The sequence below is a fragment of the Emticicia sp. W12TSBA100-4 genome (assembly GCF_040253585.1).
GTDB lineage: Bacteria > Bacteroidota > Bacteroidia > Cytophagales > Spirosomataceae > Emticicia.
Genome location: NZ_JBELAU010000005.1, coordinates 64,402 through 87,746, shown reverse-complemented (window position 1 = coordinate 87,746; position 23,345 = coordinate 64,402). Strand labels below are relative to the sequence as shown.

At 37.0% G+C, this 23,345-nt stretch carries 20 protein-coding genes and 1 tRNA gene; 6 read left to right on the top strand and 15 right to left on the bottom strand.

What is annotated here, in order from left to right:
• Window positions 1–61: 61 nt before the first annotated feature.
• Window positions 62–1,804 carry a transcription termination factor Rho gene (rho, locus tag ABR854_RS07830; protein WP_350264849.1) on the top strand — a complete coding sequence of 581 codons (1,743 nt, stop codon included), beginning with the start codon at window positions 62–64 and terminating at the stop codon, window positions 1,802–1,804.
• Window positions 1,805–1,865: 61 nt separating this feature from the next.
• On the opposite strand, the gene ABR854_RS07825 is transcribed toward rho, so the two are convergent.
• The 6 genes from ABR854_RS07825 to ABR854_RS07800 all read right to left on the bottom strand — a co-directional run bounded on the left by ABR854_RS07825 (window position 1,866) and on the right by ABR854_RS07800 (window position 7,611).
• Entirely contained in the window at window positions 1,866–3,266 is a 1,401-nt protein-coding gene (locus tag ABR854_RS07825; RefSeq protein ID WP_350264847.1) for a c-type cytochrome, read from the bottom strand.
• An 8-nt stretch (window positions 3,267–3,274) separates the two neighbouring features.
• Window positions 3,275–3,835: a Uma2 family endonuclease gene (locus ABR854_RS07820; protein WP_350264846.1), complete on the bottom strand. Its 561-nt coding sequence runs from the start codon at window positions 3,833–3,835 to the stop codon at window positions 3,275–3,277.
• 43 nt (window positions 3,836–3,878) lie between these two features.
• Window positions 3,879–4,124 (bottom strand): T9SS type A sorting domain-containing protein, encoded by a 246-nt coding sequence (locus tag ABR854_RS07815; protein WP_350264845.1) that lies wholly within the window; start codon window positions 4,122–4,124, stop codon window positions 3,879–3,881.
• A gap of 59 nt (window positions 4,125–4,183) precedes the next feature.
• Window positions 4,184–6,319 (bottom strand): alpha-amylase family glycosyl hydrolase, encoded by a 2,136-nt coding sequence (locus ABR854_RS07810; protein ID WP_350264844.1) that lies wholly within the window; start codon window positions 6,317–6,319, stop codon window positions 4,184–4,186.
• Window positions 6,320–6,471: 152 nt separating this feature from the next.
• Window positions 6,472–6,966 (bottom strand): hypothetical protein, encoded by a 495-nt coding sequence (locus ABR854_RS07805; protein WP_350264843.1) that lies wholly within the window; start codon window positions 6,964–6,966, stop codon window positions 6,472–6,474.
• 36 nt (window positions 6,967–7,002) lie between these two features.
• A complete protein-coding gene (locus ABR854_RS07800; protein ID WP_350264842.1) occupies window positions 7,003–7,611 on the bottom strand; it encodes a Maf family nucleotide pyrophosphatase in 609 nt (202 codons plus the stop codon).
• A 105-nt stretch (window positions 7,612–7,716) separates the two neighbouring features.
• Here ABR854_RS07800 and ABR854_RS07795 point away from each other — a divergent pair, with 105 nt between their 5' ends.
• The 4 genes from ABR854_RS07795 (at window position 7,717) to ABR854_RS07780 (ending at window position 11,935) form a co-directional block, all read left to right on the top strand.
• Window positions 7,717–9,558 (top strand): BamA/TamA family outer membrane protein, encoded by a 1,842-nt coding sequence (locus ABR854_RS07795; protein WP_350264841.1) that lies wholly within the window; start codon window positions 7,717–7,719, stop codon window positions 9,556–9,558.
• 243 nt (window positions 9,559–9,801) lie between these two features.
• Entirely contained in the window at window positions 9,802–10,263 is a 462-nt protein-coding gene (locus ABR854_RS07790; protein ID WP_350264840.1) for a MarR family winged helix-turn-helix transcriptional regulator, read from the top strand.
• Window positions 10,264–10,315: 52 nt separating this feature from the next.
• Window positions 10,316–10,927, top strand: a complete 612-nt coding sequence (locus ABR854_RS07785) for a YceI family protein (protein ID WP_350264839.1) — start codon at window positions 10,316–10,318, stop codon at window positions 10,925–10,927.
• Between the two features lie 105 nt (window positions 10,928–11,032).
• On the top strand, window positions 11,033–11,935 hold the full coding sequence (locus ABR854_RS07780; protein WP_350264838.1) for an SDR family oxidoreductase: 903 nt from the start codon (window positions 11,033–11,035) through the stop codon (window positions 11,933–11,935).
• 60 nt (window positions 11,936–11,995) lie between these two features.
• Here ABR854_RS07780 and kynU read toward each other — a convergent pair whose 3' ends face one another.
• The 9 genes from kynU to ABR854_RS07735 all read right to left on the bottom strand — a co-directional run bounded on the left by kynU (window position 11,996) and on the right by ABR854_RS07735 (window position 22,688).
• Window positions 11,996–13,270: a kynureninase gene (gene kynU, locus ABR854_RS07775; protein WP_350264837.1), complete on the bottom strand. Its 1,275-nt coding sequence runs from the start codon at window positions 13,268–13,270 to the stop codon at window positions 11,996–11,998.
• Window positions 13,267–13,878, bottom strand: coding sequence for an SGNH/GDSL hydrolase family protein (locus ABR854_RS07770; RefSeq protein WP_350264835.1), 612 nt, complete (start codon window positions 13,876–13,878; stop codon window positions 13,267–13,269). Before ABR854_RS07770 ends, kynU begins: the two co-directional genes overlap by 4 nt.
• A 128-nt stretch (window positions 13,879–14,006) precedes the next feature.
• Window positions 14,007–15,323: an APC family permease gene (locus ABR854_RS07765; protein WP_350264834.1), complete on the bottom strand. Its 1,317-nt coding sequence runs from the start codon at window positions 15,321–15,323 to the stop codon at window positions 14,007–14,009.
• Between the two features lie 320 nt (window positions 15,324–15,643).
• Complete coding sequence (locus tag ABR854_RS07760; protein WP_350264833.1) at window positions 15,644–16,933, bottom strand: YncE family protein; 1,290 nt, start codon at window positions 16,931–16,933, stop codon at window positions 15,644–15,646.
• A 91-nt stretch (window positions 16,934–17,024) separates the two neighbouring features.
• Window positions 17,025–17,342, bottom strand: a complete 318-nt coding sequence (locus ABR854_RS07755; RefSeq protein ID WP_350264832.1) for a Dabb family protein — start codon at window positions 17,340–17,342, stop codon at window positions 17,025–17,027.
• Window positions 17,343–17,418: 76 nt separating this feature from the next.
• Window positions 17,419–18,603: an alpha/beta hydrolase family protein gene (locus ABR854_RS07750; protein ID WP_350264831.1), complete on the bottom strand. Its 1,185-nt coding sequence runs from the start codon at window positions 18,601–18,603 to the stop codon at window positions 17,419–17,421.
• Between the two features lie 194 nt (window positions 18,604–18,797).
• A tRNA-Ala gene (locus ABR854_RS07745) sits at window positions 18,798–18,871 on the bottom strand.
• Between the two features lie 64 nt (window positions 18,872–18,935).
• Window positions 18,936–22,085, bottom strand: coding sequence for an LpqB family beta-propeller domain-containing protein (locus ABR854_RS07740; RefSeq protein ID WP_350264830.1), 3,150 nt, complete (start codon window positions 22,083–22,085; stop codon window positions 18,936–18,938).
• Window positions 22,086–22,169: 84 nt separating this feature from the next.
• Window positions 22,170–22,688 carry a C40 family peptidase gene (locus ABR854_RS07735; protein WP_350264829.1) on the bottom strand — a complete coding sequence of 173 codons (519 nt, stop codon included), beginning with the start codon at window positions 22,686–22,688 and terminating at the stop codon, window positions 22,170–22,172.
• A 117-nt stretch (window positions 22,689–22,805) separates the two neighbouring features.
• Between ABR854_RS07735 and msrB the strand changes: the two genes are divergently transcribed.
• Window positions 22,806–23,291, top strand: coding sequence for a peptide-methionine (R)-S-oxide reductase MsrB (msrB, locus tag ABR854_RS07730; RefSeq protein ID WP_350264828.1), 486 nt, complete (start codon window positions 22,806–22,808; stop codon window positions 23,289–23,291).
• The last annotated feature ends 54 nt before the right edge of the window (window positions 23,292–23,345 follow it).

Sequence of the window (23,345 nt, the reverse complement as noted above, 5' to 3'; positions counted from 1 at the left end):
CTTATTTTAAAAATCTAACCGCTAATCTTTAGCAATTGTAACGTCTTGTTAATTCTCTCGTATGTACACATCAGAAGAACTGAATCTTAAACTTCTATCAGAGTTAAGGAAAATTTGTATAGAATTAGGCATTAAAGATGTCCGAACGGCCTCTAAAACCGAATTAGTTGAAAAGATTTTAGAGAACCAAAGTTCAGCTTCTATCTTTAATACCCCCAAAGGTGCAGCCACTGATTCTACTGCAAATTCACCAATCGAGCAGCCTCTCTTTAAAGAAGATAAAGGATTAAAAAATAGAAAACGCTTACCTAAAACTGACGAAAAACCAACTGAGCCAGCAACTGTTGCTTCTCCAGTGGTTGAAGTTCAGCCAATTACTGAAAAACCTCAGGCCAAACCAGTAAATTTTAAGAAGAATGACAACAAAAAGTCATTTGATAAACAAAAACCAGTGCCTGTACAACCAGAGACTTTTTCTGATATGCAAGTAGCTGATGAAGAGCCTGTCTTGAATTTGGAAGAACCTGCAGATTTTGATTTAGCTGCAATCGATGCCGAAATGAGTGAATTCGCAAGATTGACTGACGAGATTATTCCTGAAATACCAGAACCAAAAGAAGACAAACGCTACGTCGATACTTATACCAAAGACATTAAAAAGCAATTCAATAATCTCATCAAAGAATTTGATGGAATTATCGAAAACGAAGGTGTTTTGGAAATCATGCAAGAAGGTGGGTACGGTTTCTTGCGTTCGGCTGATTATAATTATTTGGCCAGCCCTGATGATATTTATGTTTCACCATCACAAATTAAATTGTTTGGTTTGAAAACGGGTGATACTGTAAAAGGAGCAATTCGCCCACCGAAAGAAGGAGAAAAGTATTTTGCTTTATTGCGAGTGCTTTCAGTCAATGGAAAAACTACAGAAGAAATTCGTGACCGTATTCCGTTTGAATATCTCACTCCACTCTTCCCCGAAGAACAAATCAAATTAAGTAGCCGACCTGATGTATATTCTACTCGTGTGCTTGATTTATTTGCACCAATCGGAAAAGGTCAGCGTGGAATGATTGTAGCACAGCCAAAAACTGGTAAAACTGTTTTATTAAAGGAAATTGCTAATGCCATCACTCGCAACCATCCAGAGGTTTATTTGATTATTTTGTTAATTGACGAACGCCCTGAAGAGGTTACTGATATGCAACGTAGTGTGCGTGCCGAAGTAATTGCTTCAACTTTTGATGAAACTGCCGACCGCCACGTAAAAGTTTCCGGAGTGGTTTTGGAAAAAGCAAAACGATTAGTAGAGTGCGGACACGATGTAGTTATCTTGCTCGATTCAATCACTCGTTTGGCTCGTGCTTATAATACTGTGATTCCATCATCAGGAAAAATCCTTTCGGGTGGTGTTGATGCCAATGCACTTCACAAACCAAAACGTTTCTTTGGTGCAGCCCGTAATGTAGAAAATGGAGGTTCGTTAACGATTATCGCAACCGCCTTGATTGATACAGGCTCGAAAATGGACGAGGTTATCTTTGAAGAATTTAAGGGTACGGGTAATATGGAACTCCAACTCGACCGTAAATTATCGAACAAACGTGTATATCCTGCGATTGATATTTTGGCCTCAGGTACACGCCGTGAAGATTTATTGATGGATAAAGATTCGCTACAAAAAGTATGGTTATTGCGTAAATTCATGGCAGATATGAACCCAATGGAAACTATGGAATTCTTACTCGACAAAATGAAAGGAACACGTAATAACGAAGAGTTTTTGTTGACTATGAATAGATAATTTGGGATAAATATCACTTACTAAGAAAGGTTTGCAATTTTGGTTGCAAACCTTTTTTCTTTTACAAAGTTTTCAGATATTCAATCAAATTTGTACGTTCTTCTGGGCTTAGTTTATCTCCAAAAGTATGTCCAGCATTGCTATACCCTGGTAGTTTAGTATCGTAGATTCTATTTCCTTTATTCTTTGTAGGTATCGTATATTTCCAGCCAATTTTTTGGTAGTCATAATCATAACTGGACGGGCTTCTCTGCCATTTTATTGGGCGTTGAGAGCTATTCAATAAATCATCAAGCGTTGGTACAGAACCGTTGTGTAAGTACGGTGCAGAAGCCCAAATTCCATCCAATGGCGGAGCAACATATCCATCTTCGGCTTGAAGTGTTGATTTTGGAGTAGAATTTGCAAACCAACTTTTGTTATACCATTCAACCAAATGTGAGTTTTGACTAAAATATCGGGCATAAAGTGGGTCGGTTTTTACGATATGTAAAGCTACAAGTTTATTTGGAAATTTGCTTTTATTGCTATAAGTGCCATGACAATTGCTACAATTTTTTTCAAATACTGTTTGACCAGCTATAAGTTTAACATTATCAATTTCTTGCGGGTAGGGAGGCGGTGTAATTGATTTTAGCCATGCCAGTATATCATCAAAATTCTCGTTTACTTTTCGAGCGGCGGTTGTATCTGGAATGCCTAAGAGTGATGCTTGCATCAATAATTTAGTCATACTTCCACGCCCCATACCGTTATAATAAAGAGCATTTTTCTTAGTGATATTCCAAAGTGGGGGGATATCCGACGCCAAGGTATATTTAATTGGTTTGAAATTGGCTTTCTTTTGGTGTAATAAATCAACTGGATTACGATAAATGGTGCAAGCTTCTTCTAACCTAAATGCAGGGTTTACTCCCGAGTTATTGGTGATAATATAAGTTGGTAAAACTTTTATTGAATTCCCGTAAGGTTTGAAAGCTTCTCTTTCTGGGCTATTTTTTTTGTATTTTAAACTAACCAAGAGTCTCAAAAGTTTGGTTGTTTTAGCCTGACTTTTTTTGAAATCAGCAAAGCTATTTCCCAAACCCAGAACAACTTTGCCATTTAGTGCTGAAGAATGGCACGTAAGACAATTACCTGCAAATACTTTTGTGCCGTTGGTAGTTTTAAACACATTGCCCCAATAAAAGGCAAATTGATTATCGCCACTTCGAGCTAAAACGGTATCGGGCTTTTTTAGCATTTTATTTTTCATTATCTCAAAGGGTGTACCACCCCCAATATAATCACCTTCGGTCAGATATTTATAACCCGCTTCTGCATTTCCAGTATTGGCTTGTGCTGTGGCAGGAATTTCTTGAGTTTTCCAAGCTGGGTTTTCGGTGAAAGTTGGCAAGTCTTTATAAGAATTGCAGGAACTAAATAGAAGTGTTGAGATAAAAATTAAATAGTATTTTTTCATTATTATAACTAAGCAAAAATCTCATTAACTTTTACTTCAAATTCAGGCAAAACTGGTGCTGCTGAGCAAATATCATCATCCATACAAATCTGCACTTGCTTGCGAGAGGTATAGACATAAACCAATTCAGGTTCTGGATAAATATTCCAAACTACTTTTACCCCTGCTTTAAAATATTCAGTTGTTCTTTTTTCAATTTGAATAATACTATCATTTTCTGAAATAACCTCAATAATATATTCAGGAATAGTATCTTCTTCATTTTTTAGTTTGAGAATTTGTTCCTCAGAATAAAATGCGATATCAGGTCTTCGTAGTTGTGTTGGTGTTAGCATAATATCAGGCTTTGAAATGCACATTCCATTTTCATACTCCAAATCATTCAACAACTTACGTGTAATATTTGCATATATTGAAATAGTGTAGCGATTTAAACCTCTAAATTGTATTATTTCCCCGTCATGCCACTCATATTTAAAGCCATCTTCGGGTTCCCACTCCAAAAATTCGGCAAGAGTTTTTGGCAATTCCGTAGAAATTGGGCTTTGAATTTCGCTTATTGCTGCCATAATCGTAATATTTTAAAACAAATATAAGTTTTTTCTACTGCAATCAATCCAGATTCCTAATAATCTTCTTCGACCGAATGACGTCATCTTGGTTGACAATTACGAAGTAAATTCCTTCGGGAAGACCCGATAAATCGAAATCATGCAAGGCTTTTTCGTGGATGGCTTCTTGCAAGATTTTACCCGATAGGTTTGATAATTGATAGTGCGTTTCCAGCCCTGCGGGTACTTTTACATATACCTTTTCGTCGGGTTCGTTATAGAAAATTACTAATTCGTCTTTGGTCATTTTACTTCTATATTTGTTCTCCGCAACGGACGTATGCGATACGTCCGTACGCTGAAATTCTAATTTTTAATTATTTTCGTTGTTCGAGCTTTACCTTTTTGAATGGTACGAATAAAATACATTCCTGACGAATAACCCGATAAATCTATACTTGGTTCGATTTCTTTGGTTTCGGTCTGCAACAAAGTTCTGCCCCAAATATCTTCTACCGAAATCTTCGTTTTTTCTCCGTTTAGTTTCAAAGTTATTTTGTCAGTTGTTGGGTTTGGATAAATTTGAAATTTTGAGTTATTCGATGAAATCTCGTTGGCCGTTATTGTAAAATCACCTTTCCACGGCACTAAATTGGCTTCGGGTGTAGGTAATTTTACATTCGTGAAAATATGAAATTCTCCCGCAGCTAAATTGATACGAGGTGTAACCTCATTTACATTGATTTCTTGACCCGTAAAATAATCATACCATTTGCCAGTCGATTCAAAGTTGACATTGGATGTTTCGCTGTTAATACTCAAATTAGCAATGATTCGTACATTCATCGAACTGTGATTCAAGGCTACTTGTTTCACTACACTACCCGTTGATTCATTAAAATCTTTTGAGCTAAAGGCTGCTTGCGTGGTTTTAAGTTTGATTAACTCGGCATACACTTTAAATAATTTCAGTCGGTTTTCATCTTTGAGATATTCCCATTTTTGTGGTTTTATGCCCGTTCTTCCGTTGAAATCAATGTTTACATCGTAGCCAAACTCGCCAAATTGCCAAAGCATTTTTGGGCCAGGGTAGGCAAAAAACATGGCTGCTACGGCTTTCGAGCGTTCAAGAACTGTGGCTAAATTCTTTACTTCGTTTCGGCCATTATTGAGAGCATCATATACAATTCTCTCCTCGTCGTGACTTTCTATGTAACCAACCAAATTTGGTTCGTTCCAACCTTTAAATTTATAGTTTAGTCCGGAAAAACTATTATTCGTGCCTTTTATATTATTTCGAGCAGAACCGTTCTGATTTCCCCAAAGCATAAAACCGAAGTTTGCCAGTTCAGTTTCTTCGGTATTATCGGCAAAATGTTCTAAAATCAAGTACGAATCTTTATCAAATGCCCTGATTTTATCATAAAAATGTTTCAAAGTCTTTATTCTATTCTCATCATAGGCGGACATCTGAGAATCGGTCAATGATTTTCTTTGTGTAAACCCTTTCGATAAATCAAAGCGAAAGCCATCGACTTTGTATTCTTTCAACCAAAATTCCAGAACTCTATCGAAATAGTTTTGCGTAGCAGTACTTTCATGATTAAAGTCAAAAAATACCGAATACAAATGCGGAGCAGTCGGATTTTGAAATGGACTATCAGCCGCGGGTTGTGAGCCTCCCCAATAAGCTTTTGTATAAGGAAACTCATAATCTGTATGATTGAAAACCACATCAAGAATAACAGCAATGCCATTTTCGTGGCATTTATCTATCAAATATTTCAAATCATCTTTTGTTCCGTAAGCTTTATCAGGTGCAGTATAATAAGTCGGATTATAGCCCCACGAATTATTTGCAGTAAATTCATTGATTGGCATCAATTCGATGGCATTTATGCCCAAACGCTTGAAATAGGCAATCGAATCGGCTACTTCTCGGTATTTGCGAGAGTTAATAAAATCACGCACCAGAAGCTCATAGATAACTAATTTATCTTTAGCAGGGCGTTTGAAATCTTTTACTTTCCAGTTATAGGGAGTTTGACCAGTTTGAAGTACTGAAACTGTACCACCATAAGTATTTTTTGATGGATAAAGTTTTAGATTCGGATAAGTACTTGCCGAAATCTCAGAATCAAATCTTGGGTCGAGGATTTTTTCGCAAAATGGGTCACCGACCGCTGTTTTTGCATCAATCAAATATTGAAAAGCATATTCTTTTCCCTTTTCTAAGTTATTGATTATCAGCCAATAACGCTCGCCATCAGGTGTTTGATTCATCAAATATCTTGGGTCGATTTGCCAATCATTGAAATCACCGATGAGGTAAACAAAACTTTTTTTAGGAGCAAAAAACGAAAACGTGACGGTATTATCATTGATATAATTGATGCCGTCTTTGATGTTTGGCGGAAGATTCAAGATGTTAATTTTAGGTTTGATTTTAAATTTAATTTCGTCAATTATTTCCTCATTGCCACTTTTGATTTGAAGAAACATATTTTTAGGTGTGGGAGTCATAGAAATAGTTACCGAATCTTTATTTGTAACAAAGGAATTATATAAATCAACCTGAGTAGTAAAAGCGTCACTGGTTGTATTAAATCCAAAAGTAATTTTATCAGCTTTTTTTGAGGTTTTTATGCTGATTTTTAATGACTGATTTTCTTCAAAAAAGTATTTAAGTCAGGTTCAATGAGTTTGTAATAGAGTTTGTCATCATACAAATCCAAAATAAAATCCTCAGTTTGGGCTTTCCCATCACCACTTTTGAGCAATAAACCAAGTTTTTTGATAGTTCGTCCAACAGGAACTTTATAATAGTCACGAGGTTTTAGTTTGATGCTCCAACGGTCATTGCCCAGTGAAGTCATGCGTCCCATTTCAAACGGAACGCCAAAATTTGTTTGTCCAGTAGGTTGAAATTCAAAGGCGTTGTCGGCCGTTCCAGCACCTGACCATAGGAAAACATCGGAGGTTTTGCCGAGTAAACCAGCCACCCGAACATCCTTAGCTTGTTTTAAATCAAAGATTAGTGTAATTTCTTTATCCCCATTAGGAAAGAAAGAATCGGTCGTAATTACTTGACTAAAAGACTGTTGTAAAACAAAAAGCAGCAGTGTGCATTGTAGTAAAATGCGTTTCATTGTCGTATAAGGTTAAAGTATTTCGTAAAAATACATCTAATTTCTGAGAACATACTTTTCCAGCACCTCATAAACCCGATGAATTGGCAAGCCCATAACTGTATAAAACGAACCTTCGATTTTTGGGATTCCAATCATACCAATAAAATCTTGCACACCGTAAGCACCTGCTTTGTCGAAAGGCTTGCAACGCTCAATGTAATAATCAATTTCCCAGTCGCTCAAATCCTTAAAATGGACATAAGAAGTATCAGCAAAACCAATGGTTTCTTCGGCAGTCATTACACAAACGCCCGTAATAACTCGGTGTACACATCCACTTAATGTTTTAAGCATTTCTTTAGCTTCGGCATGGTCGGCTGGTTTATTTAAGATTGTACTCGGCCTGACAAGGCTCTTTTTATTTTCTTGGTCAATAACCACAACTGTATCTGCACAAAGAATGATTTCGTCTTGAAGATTTTCTCTGAAACATTCGGCTTTTGTGCGAGCCAAGAAAACTGGTACTTCTTCAACGGGCATTTCTTCCGAAAAACTTTCATCCGTTGGTATCACTTTTACCGTAAATTCATAGCCAGCATTTTGCATGATTTCTTTTCGGCGTGGAGAATTTGATGCTAAAACTAATAGTTTTGATAATTTCATAAAGTTTCTTAGATTTTCAAGGAGCGAAATTCGTTATTTTTAGCCAATTATCAGTCTTAATTTTAAATTTAAGTCCGAATTAATGAAAAATCACTAAATTGAAACATGAAGTACTTGTTCATCATATTTGTTTTGGTCATTAATGCAGCTTTTGCTCAAAAAAGCCTCTCCGATAGCCTTGACAGCGGAAAGTCGGCAGAGGATAGCATCATGTATGCGAAGCTAAAGCAAAAAATGAATAAGAGTAAGGTTGGTAAAAGTATCTATGGAGCGGTGTTTCGAGATGTTTATAATTCAAGACAGAACAAAGAAATCAAAGAAATTGAGGTAAATCCATTTGAAAAATACGATGGAAAAGTAATTGGTAAAGTAATCATTAAAAAACTCGAAATTTTCGGACCGAGTGTCAATGATACTACTCGAAAAGGTTCAAAAATTGAACATTTTGCCAGTAAAAGTTTCCATTACAATACCCGAGAAAAAGTAATTCGACAATCTTTTTTACTCTTCAAAGAAGGTGATAAACTGAATCCCCAAACTTTAAAAGACAACGAACGTCTGCTTAGGGCTAACCCGATTATTCACGATGCTCGAATTTATATTATTGAGCGTCCAAATGTAAATTGGATGGTTGATGTGTTGATCCTTACACAAGATGTTTGGTCGATAAATTTTGATGTGTCGGGCGATAGTTTCAGCAATTTTGGTTTTGGCGTAGAAGAACGAAACTTTCAAGGGCGTGGCCATTCGTTTCTGAATAAAGTCACGTGGCGTGCTGACGACCCATATCAGCGTTTTGGTTGGCGTAGTATTTATTCAATTCCGTACATTGGAAGCAGTTTTGTTTCAGGGCAATTGAAACTCATTAATGAGCGAGATTTAGCTCAATATTCAGTACAAATTTATCGACCTTTTTTGACTGTAGAAACTCGAAACGCTGGTTCTGCCGAATTAGGTTATACACGCGTTCGTGAGTATAAAAAATTGATTATCAACGATATAGATAGTGCGTTGACTTATAAAGTAAGCTATTTTTATTCAGATGTGTGGTACGGTCGTGCATTTAGACTTGACCCAACGCAACGAAATAAACAATTAGTATTAGCCCTCAGAAGAAGTAGTTTTGAACACCGTAAACGCCCCGAAGTAAGTGCTGATACCAATAAAATTTACTGGAATCGTACGAACTGGTTAGCCAGTATTGGATATTCTAATCGAAATTATCAGCGAGATTTCTTGATTTATGGTTTTGGCCGAACCGAAGATGTTCCCGTCGGAAATTTATTTGCCTTTACGCTCGGAACTGAAAATACCGAATTTGGAAATCGTGGATATGCGGGCTTCCAGTTTGCTAAAGGGAAATATCTACCATCTGATAAAGGTTATTTGTACGTTTTGGCTAATGCAGGTACATATTTGAAGCAAAAGCAAACCCAGCAAGGAGTTGTAGGACTTCAAGGTTTCTATTTTAGCCCATTGATACGAGTCGGAAAATCGCAAACTCGGCAATTTCTTAATCTTGGTTTTACTTATGGTATCAACCGAGATGCCCTTGATTACCTCAATATAAGTGGGAGAGAAGGTATCTTAGGGGTGAATAGCGAAGGGCTTCGGGGGGATAAAAGATTAACACTTGGCTATGAAACTGTTTTGTTTTCTCACAAGAGTATCTTTGGATTTAGGGTTGCCCATTTTGCTTTTGTGAATCTGGGTATGGTGAGTTTGAAAGGTAAACTATTGATAGACAGTAAGATATATCAAGGATATGGCATCGGATTTCGTCTAAGAAACGAGAATTTGGCAATCAATACTTTTCAAGTTCGTCTTGGTTATTATCCTAATATTCCTGATATTTCTTCTGCTTTCAGGTATGCTTTTGATGCTTCGCAACCGCTCAAACTACGAGATTTTGATATTTCTGCCCCTTCAATTATTCCATTACGTTGATTTTGTTTCATTCCAGTTGATTATTTTCTATTTTTTATTTTTTTGAAAATATTTTTTTCTGTGTAACATCCTCTCTATCAGTCATTTTGTTATCAAAATAGCCCTGTTTTGCATTGTTTCATAGATAACAGTGAATTTTTTTTCTGAACTTTTGAACTAAAAATAATCAGTTGTTGTATTATATGTATAGACATATATTGTTAATGTATTATATTTGCATTGAACTAAATAAAAAATATAATTATGTCAATCGAAAAAGATATAAAACAGCAAAAACCATTTAAGAGTGCATACCAAAAAGTGGTTGTAAATATTATGTACACATCCAATTGGATGAACTCTGAACAGCAAGGTTTATTAAAGCCGTTTGATTTATCTGCTCAACAATATAATGTTCTTAGGATTTTACGTGGGCAGTTTCCGAACCCAATTACAGTAAACGGAATCATTGAGCGAATGCTCGATAAAATGTCGAATGCCTCTCGATTAGTTGATAAACTTTTATTGAAAGGTTATGTTTCGAGATGCGATAATGCCGCTGACCGCCGTGCGTGTGATATTAGAATCACCGACGCAGGCTCTCAAGTATTAAAGCAGATTGACGAAATTCAAGCAAGTTGGGAAAATGGAAAACAGTTTCTAACCGATGAAGAAGCCGAAACATTAAGCAGACTTTTAGACAAGCTGCGTGGAAGCAGAGATTAATTGTGCAATTTATTATTTAATTATATTTTTTTAATCCAAATTTAGTTCAAAAATGAAAGTTGTTAAAAATTTGATGGTTGTAGCGTTTGCTGCATTAGTGAGTGTTTCAGCAATGGCTGATGGTGGAAAAAATGCTGCTCCAGTGGCATTAAAAGTGAATACAAGTGCAAGTACTTTTAACTGGCTTGGTAAGAAAGTTACGGGAGAACATAACGGAACAGTAGGTATCCAATCAGGAAGTTTGGTTGTAAATGCTGGGAAATTACAAGGTGGAGAGTTTACGATTGATATGAAATCTATCAAATGTTTAGATTTGACTGATGCTGGTTACAATGCAAAATTAGTTGGCCACTTAACAAGCCCAGATTTCTTTGATGTAGCAAAATACCCAACTGCAAATTTGAAAATCAAAAAAGCAACTTCAAAAGGCAATGGTAACTATGATGTAACTGGCGATTTAACTATCAACGGTGTTACACAGCCAATTACATTCCCTGCGGTTGTAACAGTAGATACAAAAGGTGCTACTGCAACAGCAAAATTTGAAGTTGACCGTACGAAATTTGGTAGCAAATATGCTTCTAAATCTTTCTTCGAATCAATCGGCGATAAAATGATTAATGATACTTTCCAAGTTGACGTTAAAATCGTAGCTGCAAAGTAATTGATTTAGTGATATTTTTTCTTAAAAAAGCCACAGATGATAGAATCATTTGTGGCTTTTTTGTTTTAGATTTACGCATTAATCATCATCAAAAATCAAATAATAATGGCGTATAATGAACCTATGCTCAGAGATGGAGCTTTAGATGGAAAAACTTTTATTGTAACTGGCGGCGGAACAGGACTTGGTAAATCAATGTCAAAATACTTTCTCGAACTCGGTGCAAATGTAGTGATTACAAGTAGAAAATTGGCCGTTTTGGAAGAAACTGCCCATGAACTCAGACAAGCAACTGGAGGTAAAATTCTGCCAATTGCCTGCGATGTAAGAGATTACGGGGCAATCGAAGCCATGAAAGATAAAACTTTGGCTGAGTTTGGACAAATCAACGGTTTGCTAAATAATGCCGCAGGAAATTTTATTTCGCCAACCGAACGACTGTCACACCGAGCCATTGATACAATTGTTGATATTGTGCTGAAAGGAACATACTACACAACGCTCGCTTTGGGCAAACATTGGATTGAAAAAAAACAAGCTGCAACTGTGCTGAGTATTGTAACTACCTATGCCTCAACTGGCTCGGGTTATGTTGTTCCATCGGCAATGGCAAAATCTGGAGTTTTGACAATGACCCGAAGTTTGGCCGTTGAGTGGGCAAAATACGGAATTCGATTCAATGCCATTGCACCTGGCCCCTTTCCAACCAAAGGTGCTTGGGATAGACTTTTTCCAGTTGAAGCTTTTCCTCCACATTTAAGAGAACGCTTCTCAGACCATGGAAATGTGCCAATCAAACGAGTAGGCGAGCATCAAGAATTGGCCAATCTGGCGGCTTATTTGATGTCAGATTTTTCTTCGTACATCAACGGCGAAGTAATTACGATTGATGGTGGAGAATGGATAAATGGAGCAGGAGAGTTTAATCATCTCAATGAAATTCCAACCGATATGTGGGATGTAATTCAGGCTGCTATTAAATCGAATACACGAGCTAAGAAAGAGTAAAATTAAATGTTTGATGTTGGGTGTTTGATGTTTTTCAGACATTAAACACCCAAAGTTCATCTAAACCACAGTCAATTTTTCATCACCAAATCGTTCAAATTCCTTAGTTTCTACGATTTTTTTGATGCGAATAACCGTCTGGAATATTTCTTCAAAAGTATTGTAAAGTGGTGCAATACCAAGTCTAATATTATTTGGCGGACGAAAATCTGGAATAATACTCTGCGAACCGTCAATTGGTTCTATCATAGCTCGGTTGATTTTATATCCTTCTTGATGTTGGATCGAAATATGTGAACCTCGTGTATCGGTATTCAATGGCGAAGCAATCTTAAAACCGAGTGGTTCTAAAAGGTTTTGAACTAATTCTATCAAAAAACTACTTTGGGCAATACTTTTTTCTCTTAGATTTTGAATTCCCGCTTCAATCATTACATCTAAACCTGCCTCAATCGCTGCCAATGAAAGCACCGAAGGAGTTCCTGCCGCAAAACGTTGAATATCATTCTTGGCTTCATAATCCAGCGTAAAATCAAAAGGTTTGTCATGGCTAAACCATGCCCAAATGGGGTTGGCAAGTTTTTCTTGCAACTCTTTTCTAACATATAAAAATGCAGGAGCTCCCGGCCCACCGTTGAGATACTTGTAAGTACAACCCACAGCCATATCGGCACCAGATTCGTTGAGGTTTACTGGCACAGCTCCCGCCGAATGACTCAAATCCCACAAAACCAAAGAACCTTTTTTGTGTGCTAAGTCATTGATTTTCTGCATATTATATTTGTAGGCACTCTTGAAAACTACATGACTTAGTGTCAATAAGGCTGTATTTTCGTCTAAGGCTTGCTGTATGGCTTCATCACTGATGCTTATTTCATCATCACTTTTGATAATTGAAAGTGAGTGATTCTTGAATTGCTGTTCAATCAAACCTTGCAAAACATAAATGTCAGTCGGGAAATTGATTGAATCAGTGATGATTTTGGTTCTATTCTCTTGAAAATTGAGGGCTGCAAAAGCGAGTTTATAGAAATTGATGGAGGTACTATCGCCCACAAAAATTTCATCGGGTCTTGCTCCTACAATCTGAGCAATTTTAGCTGCAACTTTATTCGGAAGTTCAATCCAGTGTTCGTTCCAGCTTCTTATCAATCTTTTTCCCCATTGATTTTGAATAAGATTAGTGCTGAGTTCGAGTGTTTTCTTGGGTAATCTTCCCAAAGAATTTCCATCTAAATATATTTCATCGCCGATTTCAAATTGATTTCTGAAATGAGCGAGTTTATCATTTTTATCGAGTTCGAGTGCTTTTTGCTTAAAATTTTCTATTGTCATTTCTTTATTTTCTTCAATAATTCGGGTGAAATTTTTTCAACCCATTGCTGATACATTTTTCCAGAAGGATGAAGAGCATCTGTGGCGATAAGCGTTGCGTCGTTTAGTGCTTGGCGAGAAATCGGTGTAATATCAACATACAAAATTCCCTTTTTCTCGGTTTCTTCTTTTTTTACTTTATTGAAGAAATCAATTTCTTCAGAAATCGTTTTATTTTGTCCCTTTCCACCAAATGGCGTTACACCCCAATCTGGAATTGATACCACAAAAAGTCGCTCAGGTTTATTTCCTGCAAACTTGAGAGCTGTTTCGAGTAAATCAATAAACTCAGTTCGGAACTGCTCGACGCTTCGCCCTCGATATTGATTATTTACACCGATTAAAAGAGAAACCAAATCATAAGTTTTAGTGATATTTTCTGAAACAATTTTTGCTTTTAATTCATCAGTTGTCCAACCTGTTCGGGCAACTATTTGAGGTGAAGCTACTTCTACACCACTTTTGGTGAGACTTTTACTCAATTGAACAGGCCAACGGTCGTTCTCTGTAACACTTTCACCGATTGTGTAGCTATCGCCCAGAGCTAAATAGGATAAGCCGTTTGTCATATTGTTTGATTGTGAATTGATATTCTGTGAAGAGCTTTCACACGAAAAAAGAATAAATAACAGAATTGATATAAAGTATTTCATAAGTTGATGATTCGTTTTTTATACAAACGAATATCAATACCAACTTAGATTTCAATCTCCTTGTTTTTCTTTTTTCCGAAAAAGGTAATTAAATAATAAATTATTGATAAGACCACCAAAAAAATAGCGAGACTGCTCACTTCTTTGATTGCCAAATTAGATAAAAACCACAGAATAGAAATTGCTGCCAGAATAGGAATAGTGATGCCCGCAGGAAGTCGGAAATCATCAATCTTACCATTTTCATTGAGTCGAAGCTTGATAGTTGCCAAAACAACACCCAAATAGACAGTCAATAACGAAGCACTCGCAATAATGGCCAATTCTTTAAAGCCGCCCGAGATGGAGAAAATAAAATCTAATGCAGCATAGGTGATGATTGCTATATACGGGGTGGCAAATTTGGGGTGAACTTTGGCCATGATTTTGGGCATCCAACCTTTGTTTGCACCTGCAAAAATCACTCTTGGATAAGACAAAACCGAGCCGCTCAATGCAGCAAACATCGAAAACGCTGCTCCAATTATCATTAAAGTTGAACCAAACGAACCGATAACCTTATTTGCTACGGCTGCTAATGGAGCTTCACTTTGGTTGACTAAATCAGCTCCAAGCACACCTTGTGAAACGGTTTGGATTAAAATATAAAATAAAACCACCGCTCCCATGCCCGAAAGGATTCCCAAAGGCACAACTCTCTTCGGATTTTTGAGTTCACCACTGACATTTAATGAAGCTTCACCACCAGCAAATGCAAAAAATAGTAGGAGAGACGCTTCCCCCAATTTTGAGATTGTGGGTAATGAATGCCATTTTAGGTTTTCGATTGACGTGCCAAAAAAGCCTGCTAAGATAAGAATTACCAATGGAACAAGTTTGATAAGCGTGTTTATTTTTACAGTATTGTCGCCGTGTTTTACGCCAAGAATGTTGACATAAGTAAAAAGTCCAAAAACTATTAAAAAGAACAATGCTCTAAAGGGAAGTTCGGTCAAAATTGGTAAATAAATACTAAGAGTATCGGCCATGGCATTGGCAATAGCGGCATCAGCTAAGATTCCAACAAACCAAAACATCGTATTGGCCAAGAAACCTGCATAAGGCCCAAATGCAGCGTGAATGTAGGCATAAGCTCCCCCCGTGACGGTAATTTTACTGCCAATTTCTGAAAAGCAAAGCATGATGAGCATCATCAGAAATCCACAAAAAAGGTAGGCTAAAATACTGGTTTCGCCCAAAAAACTGGCGACAAAGGCAGGTAAGACGAAAATTCCTGCTCCGATAGTTCTGTTGAGTGTGTTGGCTGCTAAGCCCAAAATACCGATTTCACGGCGTAGTCCTTCGTCGTTGGTTGATGTCATTTTTTAGGGTTTGAAGTGTAATAGTTTTGTCTAAACCACAAAGTGGTTCAACTTTAATAGCCGTAGGTGAAACCTATGGGCGTTTATATTGAGTAATAATTTTAACTCCTTCGGGGTTGAACTTTTAAAAACTCTTATTACCATAGGTTTCACCTATGGCTATTCATATTTAATCCTTTCAGGATTTTTATATTTGGATTAAATCTTACTTCAGTGTGAAAAGTTTAATATCCAAAAAAATTAACCCAAATCTAACTGATTTATCGCCAACAAAAAAGCCTTCAATGAATTTTGAAGGCTTTTGAGCGAATTAGAATATATTATTTCACAATTTGAATTCCGTGGCAGCCACGAGGCATGAAAAGTTTGAAATCCTGTTTTTGTAAACTTGGTTTATCTCCGTTTTTTACTTTCCAAAATTCAATTCCACCGAAATGTTTTCCAAAATTAAAATAATCGAAAACTGTTACGGCAATGTTTTCTCCTGATTTGTCAAACACAATATTTTTTGGTAAAATTCCTTCAAATTCATATTCGGCTACATTATTCAATGAGCCATCAGAAGTAAGTTTCAATAAAGAAATTGACGCTTTTTTTGAAGAATCATTGTTTTCCCACGGAAAATATGACTTTTTGGCATTGGTTACAGCTACCAAACTTCCATCTGGACTTATCGCAAAACTTGTGGGTGTTTCGCCAAGTTTAGTTTTTGTGATTAAGTAATGCTCGCTTGTACCTTCTAAATTAAATTTTAGCACAAACATATCGCCAGAAGTGTCGCTACCTGATTCTGATTTGCTGGCAATATTCGATTTTAAGTCAGGAACAAGGTAATATTTGCCATCGGGTGTGAACTGCCCAGCACTTGGTAAATTTCCAACTTTTAGGGTGCGACCGACCACATCTAATCGAATGATTTTTGTCGTTGGGCCATCACGAGTAACTTTCATTAAACCAACTTCTTTTGATTCTTCCATCGTGAAAACCAAAAAGTTATTGTTTGGATGCCAAGTTATATCAGTAATTTTTCCTGATTGAAAATCCTGCGGTTTATTGATAATTCTGATTGGCTTTCCCGTTGGGTCAAGTTCCAGAACTTGCAATTCTTTGCCATATTCTTCGCTACAAAGTGCTAAATATTCACCATTCGGGCTAATATCAATTGCCGTAGGGTTTTTGCCAGTCGGGAATTTATATAAAACCTTTGGTTGAGATAAATCGCTAATGTCAACAACTGAAATAAAGCCACCTGCTGGTAATTCTGTATTGAGATTACGAATTTCGGTTGTAGTTTCGGGCGTTGTGCCACGAACTTCTACTACATAAGCAATCGGACGATTGGGCGAAATAACAATGCTTTTTGCCGAATTGATAGCCGAGTTAGAGACAACTAAACTTCTGATTTCGTCGGAATACTTCTCAATTGGAAGTTTCACAATCGACATGTAATCTTTGTTGCCACGCTCTTTAAATAGCTTACCATCAACAAAAGCGGAGGCTGCCATATCGGCATCTGAAATAGCAATAATCCCTTTAGCATCAAAACTTAACTTCTGTGAATAAGCAAGTGTTGTAGCCAAAGTAAGTATAGATAAAAGTATTTTTTTCATGGGAAATCAAGGACAATGCGAATCTTGTTCGCAGTAATGGACTGCAAATTTCTGAAAAAAACAGCAAAGTTGGGCAAGATTTCGTTAAAAATTAACTTTCGGCATCATAAACTACTACTTTTTCCCAAAGAGAAGAGCAGTTATTGATAAATACATAATGGTCAGGATGTACTTGATATGCGTCTTGATCAGCGGCATTATCGAACACAAAAGTCAAAGAAAAACTGTATGAAGAATCAATTACTTCACGGTTGGTATTGGCTGGGCGGCCAACATAAGCAGTCTTGATTAAATCAATTTTTGAGAGTTCTTTCAAACCTGCGTGAAGAGCCTCTTGATGCTCTTTGTTATCTTTTTCTTTTAACCAAAAAAATACTGTGTGTACAACACCTGATTGTAAGTTTGCCATAGAAAATTGAGAATTGAGAGTTAGGAATTAGGAATTAAGAGTTAAGAATGGGTAACTCTTAACTCTTAATTTTTCATTATTTAACATTTCCGAAGAAAGAAAGTGTTCCGAGTAAATAATTTTGGATAGATGAACCGTGGTCGCCACCAGTTATGGGAATCAATTCGACATTGCTTGCACCACGTTGTTTCATGGCATCGAAGGCTGTTTGAGAATTGAAATACGGTACATAAGTATCGGCTGTTCCGTGATAGAGCTGAGTTGGCGTTTTTGGTTTCCAGTCAAAAATATCGTTGTCTTTTACTGCATTTAGTAAAGCTGTATCTGTTCCGTTAGCTACTCCTTTTTTTACAGCATCGCTTAAAAGTGTTGTTAAACTGCCCGAAATTCTGGCATTTTGTTGTTCTTTCTGAATCTGTGCCGCATAAGCTGCCGCAAAATAATCGGTCATTGGGCGGTTAAGTTTGTAGATTCTATCATACGTCAACAAAACCCAAATGTAAGAAGCATTGTGCTGAGGATTACCACTCGAAGGTGTAGAAACCAGTGTCTTGAAACTCAAAGTTTTGTTGTATGCACCAGCACCACAACTCGAAGCCTTCAAATTAAATTCTGAGCCAGTTTCTTCTTCAATTTTTTTCTGTAAAGCCAAAGTTGCAAATCCACCTTCTGAATATCCAGCGATTAGTAAGTTATTATTCCAACTGATTTTTTCTTTCGCAATTACTTCTTTCGCTGCTCGAAGCATATCGAGACTTGCAGAGGCAAGTCCTTCACGGTGTTCGTAGGTGTGAGGAAGTGTGTTTGAAGCACCATAACCAATATAATCGGGAGCAACTACGATGTAACCAATCGTTGCAACAACTGAAGCAAGTGTACCTTCGCCCTCGGCAGTAAAATATGAAGGTGCTTGTTTATCATCGAAGATTGTTCCGTGTTGATAACTAACCAACGAAAGAGGAGTTGTGGAACCAGTAGGAACAATTAAACCACCAGATGCTTGAATTTCAGTGCCATCAGTATTTTTGGTTTTGTAAACAATTTTATATTGCTTAACTCCAGAGCGAATAAAAAGTGCAGCTTGAGAACCCAAGCTCGAACCAAGTGCTGCAATGAGCTGCTCTTTTGTTAATTCTTTAACGAGCGTGGAACTCACCAAAACTTGTGGTTGAGGAGTTTCGGTAGTTGATTTATCGCATGACCAAGTAACAAATGCAAGCGTAAAGGAGACGATGAAGTACTTAAATAATTTTGTTTTCATGATTTTTTTGGATGTTACACAAAAGTACAAATTCAGACGGATTGTCTGTAATTTTAGCAACGTTTTTTAGTGAATGAAAATTTTGGATTTGTGTGGAATATAAGTAAAGTAGCTTGGTAACCTTGTTTTTTGCAAAAACTTGAAGACCTAAAATAAAAAAGCTTGATAATCGCATTGATTATCAAGCTTCAAAGTGGAGGAGATGGGATTCGAACCCACGACCCCTTGCATGCCATGCAAGTACTCTAACCAGCTGAGCTACACCCCCGTTTTTTGTTGTGGTGCAAAGATGCTATCTTTTGTTTGAACAACAAAATTTATCTATTAAAAAATTACCAACCAGGAATCAAGAAATTTACTCCCGAAACCATGTTTTGGCGTTTTCCATTGTAAATCGGTACTGCTAAGTATGGCTCTACAATCAAATATCCCATCAGATTTACTCGTAAACTAAAGCCTGTCATTATCAATGGTAGGACTTTAAAACTTATTTCGCCAGTGGACGTTTTATAAAAATTATCACTTTTTATTTTTCTATCAGCTGACCAAACCATGCCACAATCAAAGAAAAAATTGAGGTCGCTCGGTACGTAAGCAAAATCTATCAAAGCCAATTTCTTCGGGCCAGTTAGTGGTAATCTGACTTCAAGATTTGTCACCAGAAGTTGTTCGCCTTGCAGGGCTTCTTGTGTAATCAGTCCCAAATTTTGCTGTTTTGTGAGTGCACTTCCATAAAAACCGTGCATATTCCACGGAAAACCTAAATAAAGTGGGTTAATTTGATTCAAATAATCAAGATTCGATGCATTCAAACGACCGTTATAGAGGAATCGTCCTGCAATCGTGAATGGTTTTACATATTGATATTTGCGTGCATCAACCAAAATATTTGTATAGCTGGTTGAACCAAAATATCTTCCCGCCTCAAATCTATAACGATAGCCCTTGATTGGTGCAGTAGTTCCAAAAATTGTGTTATCTCCCACAAAAGCTACGTATAATTGACTCAAACTAAAGGCATTGAACCCTTGCGATTTTAAATAGGACTGTGAAAGTTTGGTGCGTGTACTATTATTTAGTACAAAGGATTGTCCAGTTGTGGGGTCAAAGGTTGTGTAATCAGTATATTCATCGCCCGAAAAGCCATACCAGTTGCCATTGATACCACCCTCAATTCGCTGATTGGTATTAAGTGGATAAAAAGCAAATACGCCTATTTGGTTGATAGCCAGTCTATTAATTAAATATTTATTAGCAATCAAAGAATCATTTGTTGGTACGCCAAGCGATGATTTTACTTTGGCATCAGTCACATAATTGCTTTTGAAAAAGCTTGCCGTTTTTGTAGTGCTATCGGTGTAAGTTCCTTGAAAGCGGTATGGAATACGTGCAAAAGTCACTCCCCACTGCAAAGGTTTCTTTTGATTAAGGTACATGAGTTGTCCACCAAAATCTTGGATTTGACCATTGATAGAAACCGCTCCAGCCAATTGATTATGGTTAAGCATATCACTGAAAAGTCCAACTACGCCTCCGCCCAAGCCAGTTCCCCAACGACTTGCCGAAACGCCAACGCCCGAACTGCCGAGATAATCTAATTTGAATTTGGGTTGATAATTTAGAAGTTTCAATTTCTTTTCTGGAACTCTAACTACAAGGTTATTTTGCTCTAAATTTTTTTGAACAATATCTCGTCCTTCTTTTTGAACAGCCAGATTTGCTGCCGATTTATTGACTTCATTTCCAACGACTTGTTGCTGAAACGCCCCGTAACTTGCTAAATATAAGTTGTATTTGCCGTTTTGGAAGTAGTTATAAATCAGCTGTCCCGTTTTTGTAGCAATACTGACTGCGGGAGAATACATCGTAATTCCACTGATGCCAGTAAAATAATTGGTTAGTTTTTCAATTTGTTTCGAGGCAATATCGTAACGATAAAGATTTCTAAAACCATCGGCATCGGATAAGAAATAAATTGCTTTTCCACTAGGTGCAACCAAAGGGTTTAGATTATCAGCTTCTTGGAAAAAGTCAAAATTCTCAACTGCCAGCGTTTCTATGTTTATTCTTGAAATTCCATTGCTCGCTTTTTCCAAACGAACATTTTTACTACCTCTGTCTGAAACAAAATAAATCCATTCACCATCGGGCGACCAAGTTGGTTGTAAATCAGAAAAGTTGTCTTTTGTTAGATTTTTGACCGTTTTTTCTTTCAAATTATATAAATATAAATCGCTTTCGCCATTCATCAGCCCAGAAACTACAATCGAATTTCCATCGGGTGACCACGCAGGGTTGGTAAAAGAATCAACGTCTTTCAGTTCAAAACTATCTTTGTTTCCGTTGGCAATATCTATGATTGAAAGTTTATTTCGACCTTTAGTTTGAATCACCAAAGCCAACTTTTGACCGTCTGGCGACCACGTTCCTGCGGTTTCCAGAAAACTATACGAATCAACGTGCGAACCAAACGAACTACTTTCTATCTTGCGAATGATTCGCCCAGTAAGTGTTTCTACAATAAAAATATCAAGTGAAAGGACATTTTTTGATGAAATATAGGCCACATATTTGCCATCTGGACTAATTGACGGTGAAATATTCATTTCGCCCGCATTGCGTTGAGAAGCAATTTCTTTTCCAATCGGTTGAATAGAAGTGCCTGCTCGCATGGTCGTATAAGTATCAATCAAAGCCTGTTTCCACTTTACCGAAAATTTATCAATACTTGTTTTGAGGTTTCTTGTGAAAGCTACTTCAATGCCATATTTGGCCGTTTCTCTGAAAAGTGGACGAATAATATCATCACCATAAGTGGCGGTCATGTATGCCCAAAAAGCTTGTCCCCAACGGTACGGAAAATATTTATATTCTTTGGTCACTAAATCTCTAATTGTTGGAATGTCGTTGCTCAAAACTGCATCACGCATCCACATGGCCGTATGGGCGTCAACTCGCCCCAACGACATATATTCAGCCAAACCTTCCACCATAAAAAGTGGTAGATTCTGTATATTGCCAATTTGTGTAGAGTCGCCAGAAGTCATTAACTGATATTGAAACGCATGCACCAATTCATGCCCCAAAACGTGGTCGGTTTGGCGTTTAGAAAACATCATCGGCATTACTACTCGATTTCTGAGTCCTTCGGTTACGCCACCTGTTCCTTCTCCAATTTGTCCACCAATGGCGGTAGTTTCTTGAAAATCAGGGTGATTTTGGTAAACAATTAGCGGATTTGGCTTAATAAATGCCAGCTTGAAAACTTCTTGATGAATTTTATACCAATGTTCGCTATTAACGATGATGTCGTTGGGAATCTTATTTTCGTTGAAATAATGGTATAACTCGAAGTGAGGGCTTTGCAGAACTTTAAATCCGAAGGTTTTATAGCGAGGTTTGTTTTGTCCAAAATATTGCGACTGCGAAATAGCTAAATTGCTGATAATCAATCCAATGGTTAATAAACAAAATTTTCTCATACCTTCGTGCGAAACGTTTACTGCTTTGACTTTACTAATAAGAACGTAAAAATAGGCAAAATAGCTTATTAGTAGTTTAGAAAATTATTGTTTTGCTAAATCAGCGTATTGTGGGCGGCAAACTCGAGCGAAGCGGGATTTCCAGTAGCTAGTCATCATGTTGTCTTCAATAACCCCTTTGCTCGATGAAGCATGAATAAAACGAATGTCGTTTTCGTTTTTTACTTCTGTAACTATTCCCGAATGACTGATGTTTTTACCAACTGTTACGAAGAAAACTAAATCGCCTTTTTGGATATTGGGTAAATTGATTGCAGGAAAATATTCGGCCTGCTGCCATGAAATGCGGGGCAGTTTTACACCTATTTCTTTAAATGTTAAACAGAGTAAACCCGAACAATCGAGCCCTTTTTCATCATTGCCACCACTTTTATAAGGTACTCCCGTGTAATTTCGAGCAGCAGAAATAATTTTTTTTGTATAAATATTTTCTCGAGCTGGCGTATTTTCAGGGGCTTTACTACGTAAAATTTTGCACGAACTAACATTCATCATGCAGAACATGATTAAGATATACGTTTGGTATTTTTTATAGTGTAGCACTTATGATGGTTTTTTCATAATCACAACGAGAAAATGATGCCAAACAAGCAATTTTTCAAAACTTTTTTGTTACTTAATTCGTAGTTAATACAAAACATCTCTAAATATAAAAAGATTATGAAGAAAATAATGCTGTTATTAATGCCATTTGTGTTTTTGGCTTGTCAGAGTTATTCACAAAATGGTAAATCGAAAAAAGCTGATTGTAAAATTGAGGTTATAAAGAAGACGGATGCTGAATGGAAAAAGCAATTGAGCCAAGAACAATATTATGTAACCAGAAAGGCTGGCACTGAACGAGCTTTTACTGGAATTTATTGGGATAACCACGATAAAGGCATATATAAATGTATCGGTTGCGATTTAGAGCTTTTTACATCAGACACAAAGTTTGAATCTGGAACTGGTTGGCCAAGCTTTTGGAAACCAATCAATGAATGTAATGTAGAAGAACGTGCCGATAATGCTTACGGAATGGTCAGAACTGAAGTCGTTTGTAATCGTTGCAAAGGTCATTTAGGTCACGTTTTTGACGATGGTCCAAAACCAACGGGCTTGCGTTATTGCTTAAATTCTGCTTCCTTGAAGTTTGTGAAGAAGTAATTTAGGCACAGAGAGGGAAAGGCACAGTGAGACAAAGTATTTAAAAGTTGAAAG